The 22,292-nt window shown below is 59.1% G+C and carries 19 protein-coding genes; 6 read left to right on the top strand and 13 right to left on the bottom strand.

The genetic code is table 11. From position 1 onward, the window contains the following. The first annotated feature begins 4 nt into the window (after positions 1–4). The 3 genes from VB780_RS09010 to VB780_RS09020 are packed head-to-tail and all read left to right on the top strand — an operon-like array spanning position 5 to position 2,066. On the top strand, positions 5–466 hold the full coding sequence (locus tag VB780_RS09010; protein WP_323350804.1) for a MarR family winged helix-turn-helix transcriptional regulator: 462 nt from the start codon (positions 5–7) through the stop codon (positions 464–466). 3 nt (positions 467–469) lie between these two features. Beyond that, positions 470–1,273: an ABC transporter ATP-binding protein gene (locus VB780_RS09015; protein WP_323350805.1), complete on the top strand. Its 804-nt coding sequence runs from the start codon at positions 470–472 to the stop codon at positions 1,271–1,273. Next, on the top strand, positions 1,230–2,066 hold the full coding sequence (locus tag VB780_RS09020) for an ABC transporter permease (RefSeq protein WP_323350806.1): 837 nt from the start codon (positions 1,230–1,232) through the stop codon (positions 2,064–2,066). The genes VB780_RS09015 and VB780_RS09020 overlap by 44 nt, the downstream gene beginning before the upstream one ends. 23 nt (positions 2,067–2,089) lie before the next feature. Here VB780_RS09020 and VB780_RS09025 read toward each other — a convergent pair whose 3' ends face one another. From VB780_RS09025 to VB780_RS09080, 12 genes are all read right to left on the bottom strand, one after another. Further along, on the bottom strand, positions 2,090–2,797 hold the full coding sequence (locus tag VB780_RS09025; RefSeq protein WP_323350807.1) for an SOS response-associated peptidase: 708 nt from the start codon (positions 2,795–2,797) through the stop codon (positions 2,090–2,092). Positions 2,798–3,012: 215 nt separating this feature from the next. After that, positions 3,013–4,524 carry a GMC family oxidoreductase gene (locus tag VB780_RS09030; RefSeq protein WP_323350808.1) on the bottom strand — a complete coding sequence of 504 codons (1,512 nt, stop codon included), beginning with the start codon at positions 4,522–4,524 and terminating at the stop codon, positions 3,013–3,015. A gap of 20 nt (positions 4,525–4,544) precedes the next feature. Then, positions 4,545–4,976, bottom strand: a complete 432-nt coding sequence (locus VB780_RS09035; RefSeq protein ID WP_323350809.1) for an HNH endonuclease — start codon at positions 4,974–4,976, stop codon at positions 4,545–4,547. Next, positions 4,973–5,362: a hypothetical protein gene (locus VB780_RS09040; protein WP_323350810.1), complete on the bottom strand. Its 390-nt coding sequence runs from the start codon at positions 5,360–5,362 to the stop codon at positions 4,973–4,975. The genes VB780_RS09035 and VB780_RS09040 overlap by 4 nt, the downstream gene beginning before the upstream one ends. Positions 5,363–5,445: 83 nt before the next feature. Then, the gene (locus VB780_RS09045; protein WP_323350811.1) at positions 5,446–6,057 is read right to left on the bottom strand and encodes a heme-copper oxidase subunit III; all 612 of its coding nucleotides are present in this window, start codon (positions 6,055–6,057) and stop codon (positions 5,446–5,448) included. Next, entirely contained in the window at positions 6,044–7,729 is a 1,686-nt protein-coding gene (ctaD, locus tag VB780_RS09050; RefSeq protein ID WP_323350812.1) for a cytochrome c oxidase subunit I, read from the bottom strand. The genes VB780_RS09045 and ctaD overlap by 14 nt, the downstream gene beginning before the upstream one ends. A gap of 135 nt (positions 7,730–7,864) precedes the next feature. Beyond that, the gene (locus VB780_RS09055; protein ID WP_323350813.1) at positions 7,865–8,785 is read right to left on the bottom strand and encodes a cytochrome c oxidase subunit II; all 921 of its coding nucleotides are present in this window, start codon (positions 8,783–8,785) and stop codon (positions 7,865–7,867) included. A 6-nt stretch (positions 8,786–8,791) separates the two neighbouring features. Further along, complete coding sequence (locus VB780_RS09060; RefSeq protein ID WP_323350814.1) at positions 8,792–9,415, bottom strand: DUF2231 domain-containing protein; 624 nt, start codon at positions 9,413–9,415, stop codon at positions 8,792–8,794. Beyond that, complete coding sequence (locus VB780_RS09065; protein WP_323350815.1) at positions 9,415–9,915, bottom strand: DUF2231 domain-containing protein; 501 nt, start codon at positions 9,913–9,915, stop codon at positions 9,415–9,417. Before VB780_RS09065 ends, VB780_RS09060 begins: the two co-directional genes overlap by 1 nt. Positions 9,916–10,296: 381 nt before the next feature. After that, the gene (locus tag VB780_RS09070; protein WP_323350816.1) at positions 10,297–10,428 is read right to left on the bottom strand and encodes a hypothetical protein; all 132 of its coding nucleotides are present in this window, start codon (positions 10,426–10,428) and stop codon (positions 10,297–10,299) included. A gap of 146 nt (positions 10,429–10,574) precedes the next feature. Then, positions 10,575–11,987: a proton extrusion protein PcxA gene (locus VB780_RS09075; protein ID WP_323350817.1), complete on the bottom strand. Its 1,413-nt coding sequence runs from the start codon at positions 11,985–11,987 to the stop codon at positions 10,575–10,577. Positions 11,988–12,130: 143 nt separating this feature from the next. Continuing rightward, positions 12,131–12,850: a tetratricopeptide repeat protein gene (locus tag VB780_RS09080; RefSeq protein WP_323350818.1), complete on the bottom strand. Its 720-nt coding sequence runs from the start codon at positions 12,848–12,850 to the stop codon at positions 12,131–12,133. 358 nt (positions 12,851–13,208) lie between these two features. On the opposite strand from VB780_RS09080, the gene VB780_RS09085 reads away from it, so the two are divergent. The 3 genes from VB780_RS09085 to VB780_RS09095 all read left to right on the top strand — a co-directional run bounded on the left by VB780_RS09085 (position 13,209) and on the right by VB780_RS09095 (position 18,999). Next, positions 13,209–16,298: a CBS domain-containing protein gene (locus VB780_RS09085; protein WP_323350819.1), complete on the top strand. Its 3,090-nt coding sequence runs from the start codon at positions 13,209–13,211 to the stop codon at positions 16,296–16,298. Next, positions 16,291–17,376 (top strand): response regulator, encoded by a 1,086-nt coding sequence (locus VB780_RS09090; RefSeq protein ID WP_323350820.1) that lies wholly within the window; start codon positions 16,291–16,293, stop codon positions 17,374–17,376. The genes VB780_RS09085 and VB780_RS09090 overlap by 8 nt, the downstream gene beginning before the upstream one ends. A 246-nt stretch (positions 17,377–17,622) precedes the next feature. Further along, the gene (locus VB780_RS09095) at positions 17,623–18,999 is read left to right on the top strand and encodes a pentapeptide repeat-containing protein (protein WP_323350821.1); all 1,377 of its coding nucleotides are present in this window, start codon (positions 17,623–17,625) and stop codon (positions 18,997–18,999) included. A gap of 71 nt (positions 19,000–19,070) precedes the next feature. Here VB780_RS09095 and VB780_RS09100 read toward each other — a convergent pair whose 3' ends face one another. Continuing rightward, on the bottom strand, positions 19,071–22,190 hold the full coding sequence (locus VB780_RS09100; protein WP_323350822.1) for a fimbria/pilus outer membrane usher protein: 3,120 nt from the start codon (positions 22,188–22,190) through the stop codon (positions 19,071–19,073). Positions 22,191–22,292: the final 102 nt, after the last annotated feature.

The following is a 22,292-nucleotide window of genomic DNA, read 5'->3' on the forward strand; positions in this document are numbered from 1 at the left end:
GTCTGTGGTTACCCAAGCCCTCACCTCAACCCAGTGCGCGGCAGACATTATGACGGCGGTACCGGCGGTGACGCGGTTTTTGCGGGCGGGCATTCGTCGCCACGGCAAGCCCCATTTGTCGCTGTCGCAGCTACGGGTGCTGTATTTTTTGCGGCGGCGATCGCAGTCCTCCCTGTCAGAAGTGGCTGACTATTTAGACGTCACCCGGCCCACCATGTCGGCTATGGTCGAGCGCCTGGTGCAGCGTGGGCTGGTCAACAGAATTAGCGATCCGGTTGAGCGGCGGCGCATCATTCTCACCTTGACTGCTGAAGGAACGGTGGAAATGGAGCGGGTTTACGACGCCACGTTGCAGACCGTGGCCGATCGCCTAGAGGGGCTATCCGAAGCGCAGCTTCAGCAAGTCAAGGCGGGGCTGGCGGTTTTAACCAACATTTTTGAGGAGCCTGCTGTACCGAGTGATTGACCTATGACGATGATTGAAATTCAGGAATTGACCAAGCGCTTCGGCACCAAAATGGCGGTAGATGGGTTTAGCCTCACCGTGGAACCGGGGGAAGTCTTTGGTTTGCTAGGGCCGAACGGGGCGGGCAAAAGCACAGTGATTAAAATGCTCACCACTCTGCTACCGGCTAGCAGTGGACGGGCAGCGATCGCCGGATACGACATTGGCCGCCAGCCCTCTGGGGTGCAGCGCAGCATTGGCTACGTGCCCCAGGCACTGTCGGTAGACGGCAACCTGACCGGCTACGAAAACCTGCTGATTTTAGCCAAACTCTACAGCGTGCCCCGGCGGCAGCGGCTCGATCGCATCCACGCCGCCCTGCATTATGTAGGACTTGACACGGTGGCGAATCGCCTGGTCAACACTTACTCCGGCGGCATGATTCGGCGGCTGGAGATGGCCCAGGCCACCCTGCACCGTCCGCCAGTTTTGTTTCTGGATGAACCGACCGTAGGGCTCGACCCGGTGGCCCGCAAAACCATGTGGGATCTGATCTTGCAGCTGCGGCGCGACTACCAGACCACGGTGTTTCTCACCACCCACTTTATGGAAGAGGCGGATGTGCTGTGCGATCGCATCGCCATGCTCTACAACGGCCAGCAGGTGGCCATGGGCACCCCCGCCGCGCTCAAGGCCACCGTGCCCCACCCCGAAGCCACCATGGATGACGTTTTCATCCATTACACCCGCAACCCCCTGACCACCGACAACGAAGGAAGCTATCGTGACACGTCAACTACACGACGCACCGCTCAACGGCTGGGCTAACCGAGGTCGCGTGACCGCCCCCATCGAAGACTTTATCGCCAAGGCCTTAGTCGCCGCCGAACTCGAAATTCGCAAGCTGCGCCACGACCCCATTCAGTTGTTTACCCGCGCGGTGCAGCCGGTGCTGTGGCTAACCATTTTTGGTCAGGTGTTTACCCAGGTGCGGGGCATTCCCACTGGGGGGCTCAGCTACATCGACTTTATGACGCCGGGCATTTTGGCCCAAAGCGTTCTCTTTATGTCGATTTTCACCGGGCTGCTGGTGATCTGGGAGAAGGATCTGGGGATTTTGCACAAGCTGATGGTTAGCCCTGCCCCAAAATCGGCTTTGGTGCTGGGGAAAGCGATCGGGGCCGGAGTGCGATGCCTGTCGCAACTGCTGATCATCTATATTGTGGCGGCTCTCATGGGCGTGGCCATCAACTGGAACCCTCTTGCAATTCTCGGCGTAGCCCTAGTGGTAATCCTGGGGGCAGCGCTGTTCTCGACCTTTTCCCTCATCGTCGCCTGCTGGGCGCAGACCCACGAGAGGGTGATGGGCGTGGGTCAGCTGATGATGATGCCGCTATTCTTTGCCAGCAACGCGATCTACCCAATCTCGATTATGCCCGCCTGGTTGCAGGTGGTGTCGCGGCTCAACCCGTTGACCTATATGGTCGATGCCCTGCGCCAGCTGATGCTGGTAGAACCGGCGGGCAGCTACAGCCTGGGGCTGAGCCTCTCGATTTTGGTGGGCGTAGCCGCTGTGCTGATCGCTTTTTGCGGTCGCCTGTATCCTCGCCTGGTGCGATAGCCCTCAGTAGCTAGCCCCCGGCACTAAGCCTTGACGAGTTCATCCGATGCCGTATCAAGGGGCTCGATGCAGTCGGGGGAGTCATTTTGGGGCTTATTGACCACCGTCGAAACCGGGTAGCGATCCATGGCTGCATCGTCGTAGGGACGCAGCATATCCTGAAGCGCTTGGGGTTGGTAGTAGTCGGGGTCGAGCCACGCGGCATAGTCATCTGGGGCCAAAATCACCGGCATGCGGTTATGGATTGGTTCCATCAGCTCATTGGGAGTGGTGGTGAGAATGGTGCAGGTTTGCAGTTCGCCGCCGCTAGTTGGGTCGCTCCAGTGCTCCCACAGCCCGGCAAAGGCAAAGGGCTGGCGGTCTCTGAGAAAGATGTAGTGGGGCTGCTTGGTTTTGCTGCCCGAAATGGCCTGCCATTCGTAGAAACCATCGGCCAAAATGAGGCAGCGACGGCGCTTGAAGGCAGCGCGAAACGACGGCTTTTCGACCACGGTTTCGGCCCGAGCGTTGATCATCCGGCTGCCAATGGCGGGGTCTTTGGCCCAGCTTGGGATTAGCCCCCACAGCCGGAAGTCGAAATAGGGCTCTGGGTTTTCGGTGGTGGCAACTACCGTGGCTATCGGCTGGCTGGGGGCGATATTGTAGCGCGGCCCCACGGGAGGACTGGGCCTGAGGTCAAAGGCATTGGCTAGGTCATCACCGGTTTGATTGAGGCTGAAACGTCCACACATGGGCGATGATTCCCTTGGTTAAAAAGCTACAGAAAGCTGCGGCTTGAGCGCTACAGCTATGGTAGCAACCGGGTGGGGAGGCGCTGGTCTGCTGGGAGGAGGATTTGGGTGGGTGAGGTACGCGGCCACGATGGTTTTAGCCGCAGGATAGCGGTCTGTACGAGGTGGTGAGCGTCATGCACCACATTGGGCCGGTGCTAGGGGCATCATCCTAACTACCGCAGTCGCTCTAGCAAATGCTCGCCCACCCGCAGGGCATTGGCAATCACCGTCAGTGCTGGCCCCACACTGGAGCTAGAGGGGAAAAAGCTGCTATCGACCACGTAGAGGTTATCTAACTCGTGGGCGCGGCAGTTAATATCCAGCACCGAGGTGTCCGGGTCAGTGCCCATGACGCAGGTGCCGCACTGGTTGGCGACGACAGGCAAAGGCACCTCGCCGCGCGGGTGCATGCCCGATCGCGAAAACAAACTGCTGTCTTTCTCAACCGCCTTGAGCACGTCGAGCCAGCGGTACACGAGGCGATCGTGGGCCTCGGCATTGTTGGCGGCAAAGTGAAGATAAAGCTTGCCGTCTTTGACCTCCACCCGGTTTTTGGGGTCGGGCAAGACCTCGGTCATGGCCCACCAGGCGATCGATCGCGTCGCCAACTGCTTCAGCCCAAAGTTGGGCATAAACTTGGTAATCAGCGAAAGCACCGGGGGCGACTCGGCAAAGATGGCGTCTTGCAGCACCCCGCCCATGTTTTGAATGTGGCCCATGGGGTAGCTAAACTGGCCATCGCCCCAGTAGTAGTCGTTAACGCCTACGGAGCGCGGAAACTTACCCGAGTTGGGCTGCGCCGTCACCTCCACAATGGAACTCATCTGAATCTTCATCAGGTTGCGGCCCACCTGATCAGAGCCATTGGCTAGTCCGGTAGGATGCTTCTCATTGGCCGATCGCAACAGCAGCACCGCCGAGTTAATCGCCCCGCAGGCCAGCACAATAATGTCGGCCAAAAACAGGTAGGGCTGGCCGTTGATCTCAGCCTGCACCGCCTTGGCCGCCGTACCCGACGGGTTGGTGAGAATCCCCATAACCTTGGCCGAAGTTTTGAGGGTGACGTTGCCAAAATCTAGCGCTGGGGTCACCCCAAATACCTCCGCATCCCCGGTTGGGTCATCCTCTCGCAGCGACAGAGAGATAGGCAGCGGGTAGGGATGGCAGCCCCGCTTGGCAATGCCCTCTACCACAGGCTGGATGGTGGGAGCGTGGGCGATCGCCGGGTAGGTAAAATCTCCGCTGCGAGGGGGCTCAGTCGGATCTACCCCGCTCTGTCCATGCACCTGGTACATCGCCTCGGCTTCGGCGTAGTAAGGCTCCAGATCGGCGTATTTCAGGCACCACTCGGGCGAAATGCCATCCTGGTGGTTCACCGTTTCAAAGTCTCTTTCGCGCATGCGCTGGAGGGCGGCCCCGTAGATTTTGGTGTTTCCGCCGATCGCATACTTCATCTGCGGCGTAAACGGTTCACCCTCGCCGTCATACCACTGCTCGGGGGCATGGTAGCGCTGCTTCTGGAAGATATCCACATTGCTGATGTTCTGCTCCTCCAGAGGCATGGCATCACCCCGCTCTAGCAGCAGAATTCGCTTACCCGATGGGGCTAGCTTGCGGGCCAGCGTTCCCCCCCCGGCTCCAGTGCCCACAATGATCACGTCGTAGTGCTGGTCGTCGATAATCATGGTGCTTTCCTATAAAAGGTTCAGATAGAAAATGTATCGGGTGGGTGCCATCCAGCAGAAATCCAGGCTTGCCTGACCGTAACGGCATAGGGATTATTGATCTGTAGGGCACCAACGGTAGCGCGACCTATATCCGTTTTGCCTTCAATTAAAATACCGCCGTTAATCCATCCAAAATGCTGTTCCCAGGTTTGTAAACGGGGATTGAAGAGGTTTACAGTGCGGCGGGTAACAGGATCTTTTGCCCTAGTCTGAGTGCCCTTATAAGAGTTACATAGCCGACAGGCCAGCCACAAATTTTCCTCATCATCAGAACCACCCGCCGCTTTAGGAACAATATGGGCAATTTCTAAAATGCCTAACACATACTTCTGCTGACTGAGGCAATATCCACACCGATTACTAGCATCAGTCCTGACTCTCTCTCGAACTTCTGCACTAATTTGGCTCACTCGCTTAACGGCTCAATCAATTCTCGTTTCACAGCCTCGCTTAGGGCTGTCGCTTTCCGCAGTAACCCCTCTTGGTAGATCTGTATTAGAGTTGTTAACTCTAGGTGTTCAGAGCTAGTTAAAGTGGCCTCTTGTTGGCGACCAAGCAGCAGGCTGAGCCGCTGATCTTGATCAGGCTCCATTTGTAATTGAGTTAAGGCGATAACCTCATCATCCTCTAAGGACGAGATAGGGGCCAGCATTAGCGCCTCTTCGCGAATAGCTGGTATTGAGAGCAAAATCGAGTCCGCTAATACACTGGCCACATCCCGATTAGCCAGGTGAGCAAAGCGCTCAGCCCGTTGGTAGACTTCATCTGGCAGTGTGATCGTGACTTGAGTGCTCATTGTAGATACCTAGACAGAGGTTTTTTAGGTAGTCTCCGGATCCCCTCTCCCTCAGAGAGAGGGGCTGGGGGTGAGGGCCACAACTACTGCCACACGTAGATCAAGATAAATAGAATAATCCAGATCACATCGACGAAGTGCCAGAAGAGGGAGGTGGCGACAACGCCGACTTCGCCATCGTCGTAGTTGCCCGGAATAAACGATCGCCCCAGCATTACCCCCTGCAACAGCACTCCGGTCAGCACATGCAGCCCGTGGAAGCCCGTCAGCAGGTAAAAGGTGCCGCCAAATAGGCCATCGGTAAAGCCAAACTCTAACCCCTGCCACTCCACCGCCTGGCCGTAGAGAAAGAAGCTGCCCATGGCCATAGTCAACAGCCAAAAGGCGCGAAAGCCCCAGAGGTTTTCTTTGTGCAAAAAGCGCTCGGCAAAGTAAATCACAAAGCTGCTCGACACCAGCACAATGGTGTTGATAAACGGCTCGCGCACCTCTAGCCCCTCCACTCCGGCGGGGAGCCAGTCGGTGGCGCTGGTTTTGTAAACAATGTAGCCGACAAAAAAGCTGAGGAAAATCACGCTTTCTGAGATCAGAAAGATGATGAAGCCAAACATGCGGTGTTCGCCTTCCTCGTGGTGCTCAGTGGCGTGAACGGTCGCCCCTGTATTGAGGTTTTGGTCGAGGTCAATTGAGCTCACTGGCCGACTCCATAGATGCCGTTTGCTGTGCAATCAAAGGTTCGTTTTTGCCGTAGCCGTAGGGTTCAGACACCACAATAGGAATCTCGGCAAAATTTTCGTGGGGCGGCGGCGAGGCCACTAGCCACTCCAGCCCAATCGCCCGCCAGGGGTTCGCCGGAGCCTTTTCCCCCTGAATCCAGGAGCTGATGATGTTCAGCAAAAAGGGCAGGGTAGACACCCCCAGCAAAAAGCCCCCCAGGCTAGCCATCACATTCCAATAGGCAAACTCGGGGTCGTAGGAGGCCACCCGGCGCGGCATGCCCATCAGCCCCAGGGGATGCATGGGCAAAAAGTTGAGGTTGACGCCAATGAAGGTGAGGGCAAAGTGCAGCTTACCCAGCCCTTCGTAATACATGCGCCCCGTCATTTTGGGGAACCAGTGGTAGATGGCAGCGTAGATGCCCATCACCGCCGCGCCGTAGATCACGTAGTGGAAGTGGCCGACTACAAAATAGGTGTTGTTGACGTGGATATCAAAGGGCACCGCCGCCAGCATAATGCCGGTGATGCCCGCAAACAAAAAGTTCACCAGGCCGCCCAGGGCAAACAGCATCGGCGTATTCAGCCGCAGTTTACCACCCCAGATAGTGGCTACCCAGGCAAAAATCTTCACCCCAGTCGGCACCGAGATGGTCATGCTGGTGGCCATAAACAGCATCCGCATCCAGCCGGGGGTGCCGCTGGCAAACATGTGGTGCACCCATACCACCGCACTTAGCGCCGTAATCACAAACGACGACACCGCCACAAACCTATAGCCAAACAGCGGCTTGCGGGCATGTACCGGAAACAGCTCTGAAAACACCCCAAACACCGGCAGAATAATTACGTACACTGCCGGGTGAGAATAAAACCAAAAGAAGTGCTGGTATAGCACCGGGTCTCCCCCGGTGGCAGGGTCAAAGAAGCTGGTGCCAACGCTCAGGTCAAACAGCAGCATCACGGCCCCGGCAGTGAGGGCGGGCAGACCAAACAGCTGAATCATCTGCGCCGCCATCACCGCCCAGCAAAACACCGGCATTTTGAAGAAGGTCATGCCCGGTGCCCGCATGCGGATGATGGTGGTGACAATGTTCACCGCTCCCAAAATGGAGGAGACCCCGGAGAGGGCCACCGCCAGCAGCCAGAGGAACTGGCCGCTGATCAAATTGCCGGCAGGGTTTTGCAGGCTCACCGGCGGATATGACCACCAGCCCGAGTTAGCTGGGCCACCGGGCACCAAAAAGCTGGCCATCAGAATGACCCCAAACACCGGCACCATCCAAAAGGCGACGGCATTTAGCCGAGGGAAGGCCATATCCCGCGCGCCAATTTGCAGGGGCACCAGGTAGTTGGCCAGCCCGTTCAGCACCGGAAAGGTCCACATGAACAGCATGATGGTGCCGTGCATGGTGAATAGGGCGTTGTAGACGGTGCGATCGACCAGGTCGGCTTCGGGGGTAATCAACTCGCCGCGCATCACCATGGCGAGAAAACCGCCGATCAGAAAGAACACAAAGGCGACAACCATGTACTGAATGCCGATCACCTTGTGGTCGGTGCTGAAGCTAAAGAACCGCCGCCAGTTTTCGGGCTCGCCGGGGACGGGCTGTTCGCGCTTAGGGGCAGTTTCGAGGGAGAGGTCAGTCATGGGAGAGGGGGCAATTTTGGATTTTGAATTGGGCTATGGGTAGATTGGGCGGAGCGGTAGCGGAATCCAACGGCGAGATTTTTGGGATGCACTTCTTTTACCCAACCTGCGATCGCCAGAGAAATGGTCGGATCGCTAGGGTTTCGGCACCGGGATCTCGGGGGAGCCGGGGAAGTTGACTAGCGGGGCCGGGGCTGGGGTAACTGTCTTCCAGCCGGGGCGATTTTCTCGATTTTCTACCTTCACCTTGTACTCGGTGTAGGAGGGGTTTAGCCCCGGCTGCGGGGGCAACGCGGCGGTGTCTCTCAACCACTGCTGGTATGCTTCGGGCGACTCAACCACCACATTGGCCTGCATGGCGGCAAAGTAGGTACCGCTGTACTGGGAGTCGCGCAGGCGGTAAACGCCCTCGCGAATGGGGGTGAACTCAAAGTCGATGCTGCGCCCCGGAATCACATCCTGCTTGACCCGAAAGGCGGGCACAAAGAAGCCGTGGAGTACATCCTCGGAGGTGAGGGCGAGCTTGGCGCGGGTGTTGTTGGGCAGGTGCAGCTCGGTGCTGGCGACGCCCGCTTCGGGGTAATAAAATTCCCACACCCACTGGCGGGCATGGACTTCGATAGGTTCAGGTTCCGTGGACGTTTGGGCGGTGAGGGGTGCCGCAATGGCCTCACCCCTGTGCATGTGCTCCATCGGCCCCAAAATGCCCATCTCGTCGTAGATCTTGTAGCTGTAGCCCGCAATCCAGATCACCAGCACCAGGGGAATGGCCGTCCAGACAATCTCTAGGGTGAGGTTGCCCTCAATGGGGGGGCCGTCGCCTTCGTCGTACTTGTCGGCCCGCTGAAACAGCACCGAGTACAGCAGCGTCCCCGCCACACCCAAAAAAATAAAGGTGCCCAGGGTGGTCAGAAAGCTGAATAGGTTATCCACCAGCAGCGCTTCAGCAGAGGCGGGCTCAGGCATCCATGAGTAAGACAGCTGCCCAATCCAAATGCTGATGGGAGCCATGATGCCGGTCAGGGCGGCCAGTCTAAGCAGTACCCGAATGTTCATCACAATCTAGAATCCCCTGGGCAACAGCACATTCAAGGTCGATAAGTCTTCTCCGGCCCGCAGCAGCATATCGGCGCTAATGTGAACGCCAAACTCACCGGCCAGGTGCGCCCCCAGGGTGCCGTGGGCAAACATCAGCACAAACACGCCGAGGCCGGTAAGCAGGTACGACCACTGCACCTGCCGCGCCCGATCTTTACGCCAGGCGTAGCGCTGAAAGCCTCGCCAGATAGCCATGCCAGTGATCAGCGTCAGCAGCAGCACGCCGCCGACCCCGTGCCAGAGCATGGTTTCGAGGCTGCCCAACCCCCAATCGCTGATCTCGTCGCTGGCGGGCTGGGCCAGCAGCATTTCATAAAACCCTGCGGCCACGGTGGGGAAGGTGATCACTGCTGCCGCCACGATATTGAACCAGCCCACATCAAAGAAGTTAGACCGGGTGGCGGGTACCGCCAAAAACTTGAACACCCGCTTCTCTAACGGAAACAGCGCCCCCACAATATCAAAGCTAATGGCGACAATAAACAGACCTAAGGTCAAGTGCACCAGGTTGGGGTGAATGGGCAGGTAGTAGGGCAGCCCGTTGGCTCCTAGTTGGTCGGCCATCTGGTTGAGGAGATCGTCGTTCATTAGAGCACTCCATCGCGAATGGCTTCGACCACCTCAACGGTGTGTAGCCCGTAGATCCACACCAGTTTGTCGCCTAGGTAGGTCTGAAAAAACACCAGCCCGGTGAGCAGTGCCCCGGCCCCCAGGTAAGCGATAGGAATAGACTTGGGGTCGTTCAGGCGCAGTACGTAGCGCCAGCCGGTAATGGCCGCGATGATGCCTGACAGTGACCAGCCCAGGATGGTGTGCAGATTGAGGGTGGATTCTGCTGAGGGCACATAGGGGGTCGCTAGGCCGGCTTCTACCTGGCCAAAAATGACGGCAATAAAAATGGAGACGGTGGCGAAGGCCATGTTCCACCAGCTGACTTCGAAGTAGCGGGGGTTTTTGGTGAAGTAGCCGATTACGTCGCACACAAAGGCGAATAGGGCCATGGCAATGACGAAGTGCACCACGATGGGGTGGATGGTGTCGGGGTAGGGCAGGTTGTGGGCGTTGAGGGGGGGGAGGTACTCAAACACGGGGGTGTCCTTAGAGTTGGGGAGCTTGAGCTGAGTTGAACGACACGGTTAGAGTTTAGCGCCTGGGCAACTTGTGGGGGGGCAGCAGCTTGAGCATAACAAGCTGCTGTTTATAGGGTAGGTATCACAGCTATCAATCGCTAGGGGGATGCTGGGTGTGGGCAGATTGTCTCACTGGAGGGTAAGACTCAGTAGTAGTTTTATGAAATGTTAATTCCTGTTGAGGGGATGGCGCTTTTTTCGCCGGTAGAGTCTATGGGGATCATAGGCAATGTTGCGGGACGGGTAGGTGGGGTTTGATGGCTTGCTCTTAGGGGTAAAACGAGGAGCAAGAGGCATTTATTTGCCCAAGCGACATCTTTAGCGCTGGATGGGGGACAACTATGGTTTGTTGCGGCGCACAATTTTGGTCGAAAGCCAGATCTGCTGCTGGGGCCATTTCGCAGGCCCCAGACCCCCGTCGAGAATGGCGTTCCGCCGCCCTTCACCCCACGGAAAGGACTGGCCGATCATCGGTTTAAACCTACATTTTGCGAATGGGCTTGTGGGCACCTGCAATCGGCCTCATCTCGCATCCCTATCTCCCCCATTTCCTCCATCTCCTCCATCTTCCTACCCCCCTCACTCACTCACCCACCCACACCCTCACCTCCCACTCCTTACTCGTTCATGTTCTTGTAGGTCGCGACCGCTGAAGGCGAGATCCGGTTCAGGTAGCGGAAGATCCAGTATTTGAAGATGGTGTCGAGGATGACTGGGAAGGTAGCGATAAAGAGAAAGATGAAGTCGCGGTTGGCGGGGAGGCCCAGATGTCGCGAGAGGCCTTCTAGGAGGATTTCCCAGCCGTGGGGGGAGTGGAAGCCGACGAAGGTGTCGGTGAATAGAATGATGATGAAGGCTTTGGCGCTGTCGCTGAGGCCGTAGACGATCTCATCCATGAAGGCTTTGATGTTAGCGACGTCTTGCTTGCGGTAGATCAGCAGCAGGGCGAAGGCGATCGCGGCCAGGATGTCAGAGAACACGTTTTTGACGGCGCTGGCGCTGCGATCGCGGTACTCTTCTTCAACTTCGGCGGCTTTGGCGCGAACTCGCTCTTCGATATTGAGCTCTGACAGGGCGGGGACTTTGCCAATCAGCACTTCAAAGCGCAGGCGCTCTTCAAACTGCTGCAGCTCGTGGAGGGCTTCTTCCTCCATTTCGAGGTTGAGAAAGACTTCGGCTTCTTCGCCTCCGGCCCGCACCCGATCGACGATTGGCCCAACTAAAAAAGTTTTGGTAAACTGCTGGGTCAGCAGCGGCACAATCACCAGCAGCAGCACAAACCGAATGGCGGCGGTGGTTTTGGCCTTGGAGTTGCGGAACTCTCTGACCACCTCCTGCTCGGCGTTGGGGTCGAGGTCTTGGCGAATGCGATCGACGGTGCGCAGGATGGAGCGGGGCAGCACGTTGACCCGGTCGGAAAGACCCGCTGCCCGGGTGCCGTCTGGGGTAATATCGGCAGGAACCGCAATCCCCGAAGGAGTCGCTGCGCGTATCGTTCCATTCTGCCTGGCTACATTCTGGTCGTTCTGGGCCTGGTTAGCTCTAGACCGCAGCACCTGAGCCGATGGGGTCGGCTCCAGACTCCCATTGCCCCCATTGGGAAGGGTAATCACCCGCTCGGGACTGGTGTCGAGGTTGGCGTAGCGGGCCAGCACCGCGTCGATCAGCTGGAGCTTGCGAAAAAACATCGCCTGCTGATCGATCACGCTGACGGCCAGCTCGTCGGCTCCGTCGGCGGGCAGCTGCACCTCGGTCATTCTGGGGTCGCTGACTCGCACCACCGAGCGGCTGGCCCGAAACACGGCCATGCGAACTTTGATCAGATTCAGGTATTTTTTTAGCTCGCCCTGGAAGTAGGCGATCGCGCTGTCGCCGTAGTTGCCGTAGCGGGGCGAGATCGGGTTGCCGCCAAAGTACTCGCGCTCAATCGCCTCAATCATCTGGGCGGCTTCGTAGGCCTGGTTGAGCGCGCGCTCGGGGGTACGAGAAATCCACCGCTGGGCGCTGCGAAAAAAGCCTGAATTCTGCATTGGGTTGGGTGCTGGCGCTGAGATGTCCAGATCCTACTACAGTCGGTTCAGACCGGGGGTGTGGGATGGATGAATGGGCGTAGGTGGGTGGGGATTATGGGGTTTATATAGTCATCGGTAGAGGCAACTGATCGTGCAGAGGGCTACAGCTCAGCAAAGGCTCGCCGGTAGTTATCGATGGCCATATCGATGTTGCACCGCCGATCGCCCCTCTGGCGATCGCCGTAGACCGCCGCCAAATGGTTGGTCACCATCGCCCAGGCCATCGGCTGGCTGTGGCGAGAAATTGCGCCCAGAGCCTGCTGGTAGGCGGCGATCGCGCGCTCTATATTCTCGGCTGGGTCGCCGTGGATGCGATCGCGGTAGGCTGCCCCCAGACCCGTCATGGTGACAGGCCAGGTTAGGGGCGAGGGCACCGCCAGCGCCTGTTGGTAGAGTTTAATCGCCTGCTCCAGATTGTCGGCTGGGTCGCCCATCAGGCGGTGACGGTAGGCGGTGGCCAGGTTGTTGAGGGTGGTGGCCCAGTCAACCGAGTGGGGTGGCAGCTCAGTGAGCACCCAGTTATAGGTGGCGATCGCCAGCTCAATCTGGGCGGCTCGGTTGCCCAGGGGGGCCTGCTGGATGGCGTTGGCAAAGGTGGCCATCACCCGCAGGGCCACGGGGCGAGTGGCGGGGTCGGCGTGGGCCGCCAGCCAGCGCGAGGCCGCCAGGGGCAGTGCCGCCGCCAGGGCCTGGGGTTGAGCGGCGGCCGGGTGAGCCAGTAGCCATTGGCACACCGGAGCGGTATCGCCCTGGTGCTGGGCCGTGAGCTGCCACAAAAAGCTCAGACATTCGGCGTGGTGCTGGCGAGAGGCAACTGTCATAGGGAACTCCTGACCTTTTGATGCAGCTACCTTCAGCGGAGAAAAATAGATTTCCCCACGCCAGCAGCCAGATTCTGAACTGGTCGGGCCTTGGGGCGATCGGGCTGGGCCAGGGGGAGAATTGCCCCTCTCAGTGAGTTCGACTCCCAAGTCGATACCCAACGGCTCTGGGCCACCTCAGCTCAAGGGTTTTGGCGTATCAGGATATTTCGGCGGGGATCTCAGGTATCTCCTGATAGGACATCCGATGGGTTGCCCGTAGGTTAGAGAGAGGGAGAAGCAATCTCCCCCAGGCTGTGCGGTTATGCCCTAGCAGCGACCCGATCCAAGTTCCCCATCGCTATCGGCGGTTCAAGCCATGCCCAACCTTCAAACCGCAAATTTTGGCCAAAGTCACCGGCCCGAAGCCCTGTGGTCGCTCGGCACTACTCCGGTGACGGTGCCCCAAACTGCCACCCTGCAAGAGGTGATTAACTCTCTAGGTGAGGATTCGCTTCAGGGGCACAGCTGCGTGCTGGTGGTGCAGGGGCAGCAGCTAGTAGGGCTCGTCACCGATCGCGATGTCATTCGCATGGTGATCAACGGCGTCGATCTCGCCACCCCGGTGCACCAGCTCATGACCGACTCGCTGACGGTGCTGCCGGTTGGCGAAACCCACAGCGCCCTCGATATATTAGATCTCATGCGCCAGCGGCAGATTCACCATGTGCCCCTGGTCAATGCCGATCAGCACCCGGTGCGGTTAGTGACCATCGGCTCGCTGCAGCAGACGCTGCAGCCGCCCCACGTGCTCAAACTACAGCGGGCGCAGTCGCGCATGACCACCAACCTGGCGACCGCCCACCCCACCGATTCGGCCCTAGCTGTCGCCACGCTGCTGGCCGAATACCAGGTCAACTGCGTGGCGGTGGTTGACCCCGCCGCCGGGGTGCTGCTTGGGCTGGTGCTGCGGCAGGATGTGCTGCGCTTTCAGGCGCGGCAGCTCGATCTGGCTCAGCTGCCGGTGCAGGCGATCATGCGCGATCCGCAGCTCTGTCTTCAGCCCAACGATTCGCTATGGCTGGCCTACAAAGAAATGAGCCAGCACCGCCTGCCCTGCCTGGTGGTGGGTACCCCTGAGCAGCAGCCTCTAGGGGTGATCAGTCAGTCAGACCTGCTCTACAGCCTCGACCTGCGCGAGCTGCAAGCCTCCTTTAGCCATCTGTGGCAGACCTTTAAGCAGTCTGACAGCGAACAGGTAGAGATCTGGAAAAGCCACAGCTCTGAGCTAGAGCGTCTGGTGCAGGGGCGCACCGAGCTGCTCGAAGAACAGGCCAAGTGCGATCGCCTGCTCACCACCCTCACCCAGCGCATTCACGAATCTCTTGAAGTGCAGGATGTTCTCTCCACCACGGTGGGGGAAGTACGACAGCTGCTGGGGGCCGATCGCGCCCTGATCTATCGGTTTGATACCGCCGCCAGCGGCACTGTAGCTGTAGAAGCGGTGGTGCCGCCCTGGCAGTCGCTGCTGGGCCACACCATTGAAGACACCTGCTTTGAGCAGCACTGGGCTGAAGCCTACCGCTACGGTCGCTTTCAGGCGGTGGAAGATATTCAGCGGGCGGGCCTCAGCCCCTGCCACGTGGAGATGCTTGAAGCGCTGCAAATTAGGGCCAATCTGGTGGTGCCCATTGTCTGCAACCATCAGCTCTGGGGGCTCTTGGTGATCAACCAGTGCGGCGAGGCCCGCCGCTGGCGCGACTGGGAAACTCGCCTAGTGGAGCAGCTGGCGCGATCGGTGGCCATTGCCGTGCGCCAGTCAGAGCTGTACCAAAAGCTCCAGGAGGATCTCGAAACCCGTAAACAGTACGAAATTCACCTGCAACAGCTCAACGATCAGCTAGAGCAGCGGGTAGAAGAACGCACCGCCTCCTGGCGTCAGGTCACCGAAAAGCTTAGCCAGGAAGTAGACCAGCGCCGCCAGGCCGAGCAAACCCTGGCCAAAACCAATCAGCAGCTTCAGGCCGTGCTCAACGCGGTGCCCGCCATGGTGTCGTGGGTGGGCAAAGACGGGCGCTACCTGGGCTGCAACCACCGTCTGGCCGATTCCTTTGACCTCCTCCCCGCTGACTTCATTGGCCAGCACGTGGGCTTTTTGGGGCAGGCATCGCCCTTTTGCCAGTTTGCTCAAGATTTCTTAGGCAGCGAGGCCAACCTAATCACCCAAGAGATGCAGTTTTCGGCGAATGGGGTGGCGAGCCACTGGCTGCTGGTGGCCCAAAAGTACGACCAGGGCAGCGCGGCGGTGTTTGTGGGGCTGGATATCAGCGATCGCGAGCAGGCCAAAGCCGCCCTGCAAACCAGCGAAATTAAGTTTCGCAGCCTGGTCGAGCAAACCAATGACTGGGTGTGGGAAATCGATCGCCAGTTTGCCTTTAGCTACATCAACCCCCGCGCCACCGAAATTCTCGACTGCCCCGCCGAAGCGATTCTCAGCCACCGGTTCACCGACTTCATGGCCGACGACGAGGCGGTGCGGTTTAGCACCATTTTGGCCCTGCTGGTGGGTCAGCGCCAGCCCTTTACCCAGCTGGAGGCCACCTGCCTGCGCCCCAGCGGCGAGGCCGTCACCCTCGACATCAGTGGTTCTCCTATCTTTACCACTGAAGGGGAGTTCGAGGGCTACCGGGGCATCACCCGCGACATCACCGAGCGCAAGCAGGTCGAGGTCAACATTCGCAAAGCCCTCACCCGCGAGAAAGAGTTGGGCGACCTCAAGACCCGCTTTATCTCCATGGCCTCCCACGAGTTTCGCACGCCGCTGACCACCATTTTGGCCTCAGCCGAAACCCTGGAGCGCTACGGCCAAAAGTTTCCCCCCGAGAAGCAGCAGGTGGTGCTCAAGCGCATTCAAACCTCGGTGCATCACATGATTGGCCTGCTCAACGACGTGCTCACCGTGGGCAAAGCTGAAGCGGGCAAGCTCGACTGCACCGTGGCCCCCATTGACCTGCAACAGTTTTGCCTCGACCTGGTCGAAGAGGTGCAGTTTGCCCAAATCAGCACCGCCAGCCCCATCGAGTTCATCGCCACGGGCGATCGCTTCTGGGTGCTGGCCGACGAAAAGCTGCTGCGGCACATGCTCCTCAACCTGCTCTCCAACGCGGTGAAATATTCCCCCGAGCACACCCCGGTCACCTTCACCCTCAACTGTGGGGCTGACCAGACCGTGCTGCAGGTGAGCGATCGCGGCATTGGCATTCCCCCCGCCGACCAGACGCGGCTCTTCGGAGCCTTTCACCGGGCCGACAACGTGGGGAATATCTCCGGCACCGGCCTGGGCTTGGTCATTGCCAAGCGGGCCGCCGAAGCCCATCAGGGGCAGATTTCGTTTGTCAGTGAAGCGGGCATAGGCACCACCTTTACCGTTGTATTACCCCTTGTACTATGGAGTGACCATCATGGCTAAGATTCTGGTAATCGAAGACGAAGCTGGGGTACGCGACAGCATCGTTGACATTCTCAACGCCGAAGACTTTATTGTTGACAGCGCCGCCAACGGCGAAGAGGGCCTGCGCCAAATTCACGAGTTCAAACCCGACATGGTGATCTGCGACGTGATGATGCCTGTGCTCGACGGCTTCGGCGTCTTGCAGCAAATCCGCCAAGATCCCGGTTTAGCCACCCTGCCCTTTGTGTTTCTCACCGCCAAGGCCGAACGGGTTGACTTTCGCAGCGGTATGGATCTAGGGGCCGACGACTACCTCACCAAGCCCTTCACCCACGACGATCTGCTGCGCATGATTCAAACCCGCCTAGGGGCCCAGAGTGCTGTGGAGCAAAAAACTCAGCAGCACCTCAACGCCCTGCGCAGCAGCATTAGCATCGCCCTACCCCGGGAGCTGGGTGCCCCCATGCGCGAAGTGCTCAAGCTCTCTACCACCCTAATCGACGAGGCCGAAACCCTGGAGCCCGAAGAGGTCGTCACCCTGGCCAAGGCCATTCACCGCAACGCCCAGCGCACCGCCCGCCTGACCCAAAACGTCATGCTGTTTGCCAAGCTGGAGCGGCTCAGCCCCGAGCAAATTTCTGCCCAGGCCCTCCAGCGCCAGCACACCGATCGCGCCGACGAGGTAATTACCGAGATTGCCCAGACCATGGCCGCCGACTACCTGCGCGAGGACGACCTGGAGATCTCCCTTGAGCACCTAGACTTGCCTATGTCTGAGGCCCAGCTGCGCAAGGTCTGCGAAGAGCTGCTGGACAACGCCTTTAAGTTTTCTGCCGTGGGCACCCCAATCAAAGTATTTGGGTCGCGCGGCGACGGCAAGGTCACCTTCTACGTGATCGACTACGGTCAGGGCATGACCCCCGACCAGATCGCCCACGTGGGGGCCTACCTCCAGTTTGAACCCGAGTCAGAAGCCACCGGCACTGGCCTGGGTCTCACCATTGCCAAACGCCTGGTCGAGCTGCATCGGGGTGAAGTGCTGATCGAGAGCATTCCTGGGCAGCAGACCATCGTGCGAGTGGCACTGCTAGACTAGCCCCTCGGCTAGTGTCTACCGGCTTCAGCATCCTGCATCTTTTCACCGCTGAAGCCTTCTGTTCTCTGTCTAGCCCAAAGGCTAGTGTCTACCAGCTTCAGCATCCTGCATCTTTTCACCGCTGAAGCCTTCTGTTCTCTGTCTAGCCCTTGGGCTAGTGTCTATCAGCTTCAGCCCTTTGCATCTTTTCATCGCTGAAGCGTCTCTCTCATCATCAGGGCCTATTACTTAGGGGAGGTGCGTCTCATGGGCAGCCCAACCCACCTCGTGCATCTAAAACAAAACATCGAAACCTGGAACCGCTGGCGCAATGATAACCCAACCATAAAACCCGATTTAAGCGAAGCCTATCTCTGCGCCAGCGACCTCAGCGCGGCCAACCTCAGCGGAGCCAATCTGCACAAGGCCGACCTGTACTCTGCCGATCTGTGGGGGGCTGACCTGAGCCATGCCAATGTGCGGGCTGCCAATCTCAGCAGCGCCAACCTGGGCAGCGCCAATCTGGCCGGGGCTAACCTGGCCGAGGCCGAACTGCTCAGTGCCAACCTCAGCCAAGCTGACCTGCGCGGCACTAACCTGCACCACGCCAACCTGAGCATGACCAACCTGGCTGGGGCCAACCTGGCTGGGGCCGACCTCACCGGGGCCAACCTCAAGGGGGCCAAGCTCACCAACGCCAAGCTCACCAACGCTCGGATGACTGGGGCAGAGCTGACCGGCATCATGGTCAGCGATGTCGATATTGGCGTGCTGGCCACCCTAGAAAACGTGACCTGCGACCACGTTTACGTGTTGTCTTGCATGGCTCAGGGAGATAGTGGCGAGACGGCCAACACCTACACCGCTTACTTTCGCTCAGCTCTGCATCAGTTTTACCAGAGCTTTGTGGAGGCATGCGAAACCGATGGCCCCCGCCATTACCGTATTGACTGGCCCGCCTCAGTCAGAGCCGTTGGCCCTGACATCTACCTGCAATCGGTAGAGCTTCAAAGCGATGGCGACCTGATGGTGCGGGTTGGGGTACCTGGTCTCAAAGCGCCGCCGCCGCCAGTGGTGGAGAAGCCCAATGTGCAGCAGTTGCTCAGCACCCTGGGTCGGGGCGACTACTATCGCCATCAGCTTCAGCTTAAAGAAGAGCAGATGGCGACGGTGCAGCGGCAAAACGACGAACTGCTGGAGCTGCTCAAGGCCATGACCCGGCAAAACGTTTACGTTCAATCAGTTTCTGTAACGGAGAATAGCATTATGACTGGTGTATCTAAGTACGACATGCGCGGTGCCAACATCGGTAGCTTTGCCGACACCGTAGAAGCGGGGGGCCAGCAAAAATCGGTGCAGTACAATCAGCACGCGATGGATACGGTCTCTGACTTTGAACTCGTTGTTCAGGTAGAAGAGTTGCTGCAACAGCTGGCCGAGCAGGCCTCTCAGGTGCCCGCCCACCAGCGGCCCCAGGTGGTGAGCAACGCCCTGCAGAAAAAAGCTCGGGTTAGCCCTGAGTTTAAAGCCCGGCTGCTCAAGGCATTGGAGGCGGGCAGCGGCGAGCTAATTCGGGTGTTTACCCAAAACCCCTACATCAGCATTCCTCTGGCGCTGGTTAAGGGCTGGGTGTCGGTGGCTTAGCTCAGTTTCAGGTCTCGTCTAAAGGACAAATCTCTGGGGTTTTTAAAAACCCCAGAGATTTTTTGTTGGGCTTAGGAAGGGCCGATCTGCAATGTGCCGAGATCAATGATGCCTTCCTGGTCAGGAGTGATTTCAAATTGCAGTGGGGCGCGATCGCGCAGCCGAATCTCATACATCCCTGGGGTAAACCCCAGCAGAGCAAATCGACCAATGCGGTTGGTAAACAGGGGCTGAGCGGCCCAGTCAGCATCGGACAACGACACCACTTCGCCCGCCTGCAACCCCAGAGGTGCCCCGGCCTCATCCACCAGCACGCCCCGGACAAACGCCGAGGCTTCGGTGCCGGCCATGATGAGCGTACCGCTACGGTAGCTGGGCATAATCACATATTCATCGGTGCCCAGGTCATAGCCCAGGGGAGCCTCGGGAGCCTCAAGCCGCAGCCGCGAGACGTAGTAGGGCTGGAGATCGGGCAGCACCGCTGGGCCCAACCCATCGACGACGGCCCCATAGCCCTCCTGGCTGGGGTTGACGCCAATGGTTTGCCCCCGCCAGCGATCGCGCGGTACCACCAGCACAAAGCTGTTGGTAATCGGCCTCGACCAGCCAAAGTGGCCATCGGCAAACACCAGGGCCGTACCAAAGGTCAGACGAGTGGTGTTGCTGGTGGCCGCCGCCGCTGCCGTGGGCCAGGCGACATCGTGGGTGAGGCCTAGATCAAAGCGGTAGTCGGTATAGGTCAGTCGTCCTGACAGGTCGTAACCCTGGCCGCCTCGGTTTAGATCGAGCGCTAGGCCTGGGCTTTGCAGTCGACGATCGGGGCTGCGGCTCCACGACAGGCGGCTGCCGATCGCCTCGGTGCTGCTCACTGTGGTGTTGAGCGCTACCGACTGGCGGCGCTGGGGCATCAGCCAAGACAGCCCCAAAAAGGCGCGAGTTTCATTCTGGCCCTGCTGGTTGCGGCTGTGGTTGAGGTTGAGGCTGCCGCTGAGGCCGTTGCCCAGCGATCGCGACAGTCCCAGGTTAGCGGTGTAGCTATCTGGCCCATCGCGCCCCAGGCGGTAGCCGCCGCCGATATTCAAGCTGGTGTTGTCAAAAATGCGCTGGCTGTAGGCCGCCGACAGGGTGAGCCAGTCAGCGCTGGGGCTGAGCGAGCCAAAGGTGGTGAAGCGATCGCCCCGGTACTCCGCCGCAATGCGCAGCGATCGGTTGGAGGCGTCTTGGGGACTGGGGGGCAGCTCATACTGCAACCGCATGGCCAGGCCCGTGCCCAGTTCGCTGGTGTGGCTGGCCGCCACATCCCAACCCCAGTTGCCTACCGCCGAGGCCCATACTCCGTCGGTTTCTACCATTTGATAGGAAGGGGTCAGTTGCGCATAGCCGCCCAGGGTCACGGTGGGGCTGACTCCCCAGCGATGGGCCAGGGCCAGCTGCGGCTCATCCCATTGGTACTGGCGCTGCCCGCTCAGAGTGCGGGTAGGGAAGCCCAAATTGTAAGAAAACTGCTGTAGCCCCGGTGCCAACAAATTACCGGCCAGGGCGGTGGCAAAGTCGAGGCGCTGCACCTGCCCCAGGTCATCGGTAATCACCAGCTGAATATCGTTGGCCCCGGTGCTCAGGGCCAGGTTGCGAATGTCTTGCGGCCCCGCCTCTAGCTGGAGCTGCTGCACCCTGACCCCGTTGATGTAGATTTCTACTCTGGCAGGCCGCTCTAAAAAGAAGGTGAATTCCCCCGTGGGGCGGGTGACGCGATAGGGTTGCAGGCTGTAGTTGCGAGATACCGAGATGCCGCCCAGGGGCACCACCGTCTGAAACGCACCACTTACCGGAATCGACAAATCTCCTGCCATATAGCGTAGGGCATTGACCGGGTCGTCGTGCACCAGGCGCACATCGCCCCGGCTAAACCCCGGCGTACCGCCTTCAATGACATTGGCGCGGCCTTCTAGTACCCAGCCCGATACATTCAGCGCTCCATCGAGGGCAATGCGCAGAGGCTGCCGTCCGGTGCTCCCCGAGCCTGACCAAACAATGTCTTCGCCAGCCAAAATATTTAGGTACCCGCTGACGTTGCTCACAGGCAGAGCATCTGCCGCCTCGGGGGGCAACCCGGTGACTCCCACCACATTGGTGCGCCGCAGCGCTGCCGGAATCTGTAGATATAGCTCTAGCTGGGTTTGGTCAAACACAACCTCAATGCCCAACTGTTGCAGCTGATCTAGGGGCAAATAGCCCTCGCTATCGGCGATCGCAGCCAATTGGCTCTGCAAGTCTGGCTGCAAAATAGTCGCGGTTTTGTCGAGCACCGGGGCGGCCTGCACCTGGCTGGCACTGCCCTCGGCAATCACCACGATCGCCTGCCCCTGGGGCTGATCGTTAATGAAAAAGGGCACCGCGATCGCCTGATCCTGCGGCGGCGGGCGGCCAAATATTCGCTCAAACAGTTCAGCCTCGGTTTCAGCCGATTCCTCCGTAGATTCAGAAGCCGGTGCTTCGGTAGCGGTAGCGTCCGGTTCTGCTTCAGGGGCTTCAGTCTCAGGTGAAGAGTTTCCAGGGTCTGAATCAAGAATTTCAGTCTCAGGCTCAGGAGCCGCTGGGGCTGGGGTTGCGCTCTCTGGGGTGGAGGGTTCAGGTTGGTTTTCAGGCTCTACCGGAGGAGCTGCTGGTTCTGCATTAGGGATTTCAGCCTCTAAAACGAGGGTTTCGGGCTCTGGGTTCAGTGCCAATGGTGCTGAAGCTGGGGTTGCAGGCTCTGGCCGAAAAAGCGCAGCGGCATGGGCGCTAGTCGCCACCTTTGGACTCCAGGCAGCCTGGTTGGCATCCAGACCCAGTTCTGGCGCGCTTGGGCGAGCACCGGGGTGCATCGAATTAGCATTTTTAGTTTGGACGGCAGCAAGTTGAGGTTCTGCAAACTGTTGTTCAACCAGGGTGGCAGCCTGAACTGTCGCCTCTGCTAATGAAGGGGGAACTGCTGCCAAGGGCTGCCGGGCTGTAGAAAACGACGGTTGTGGGGCAGGTAAACCAGATACCAAGGCGTGGCCCCCAGTCGCTTCAGGGTTGGGAGCCACGGCAATTTGGGGTGGGGTCAGGGCTTCAGCCGCAGCTGTAAGTGCAGCCTCCGCTGAAGGGGGAGGCAAAGGATTGACCGGCAGAGTTGCCGTCGTTGCTGTGAGCAGGTAGGGCGTTAACACGGGGCATCCAGGGGGGCGCTGGAACCAGCGCACAGAGGGGTATTGCGATCGCTGCTTAAAACCAGCCTAAGAGGGCGTTTGAAAAGTGATTTGCTGTAGTTT

Source organism: Leptolyngbya sp. CCNP1308, from assembly GCF_034932455.1.
Lineage (GTDB): Bacteria > Cyanobacteriota > Cyanobacteriia > Phormidesmidales > Phormidesmidaceae > Nodosilinea.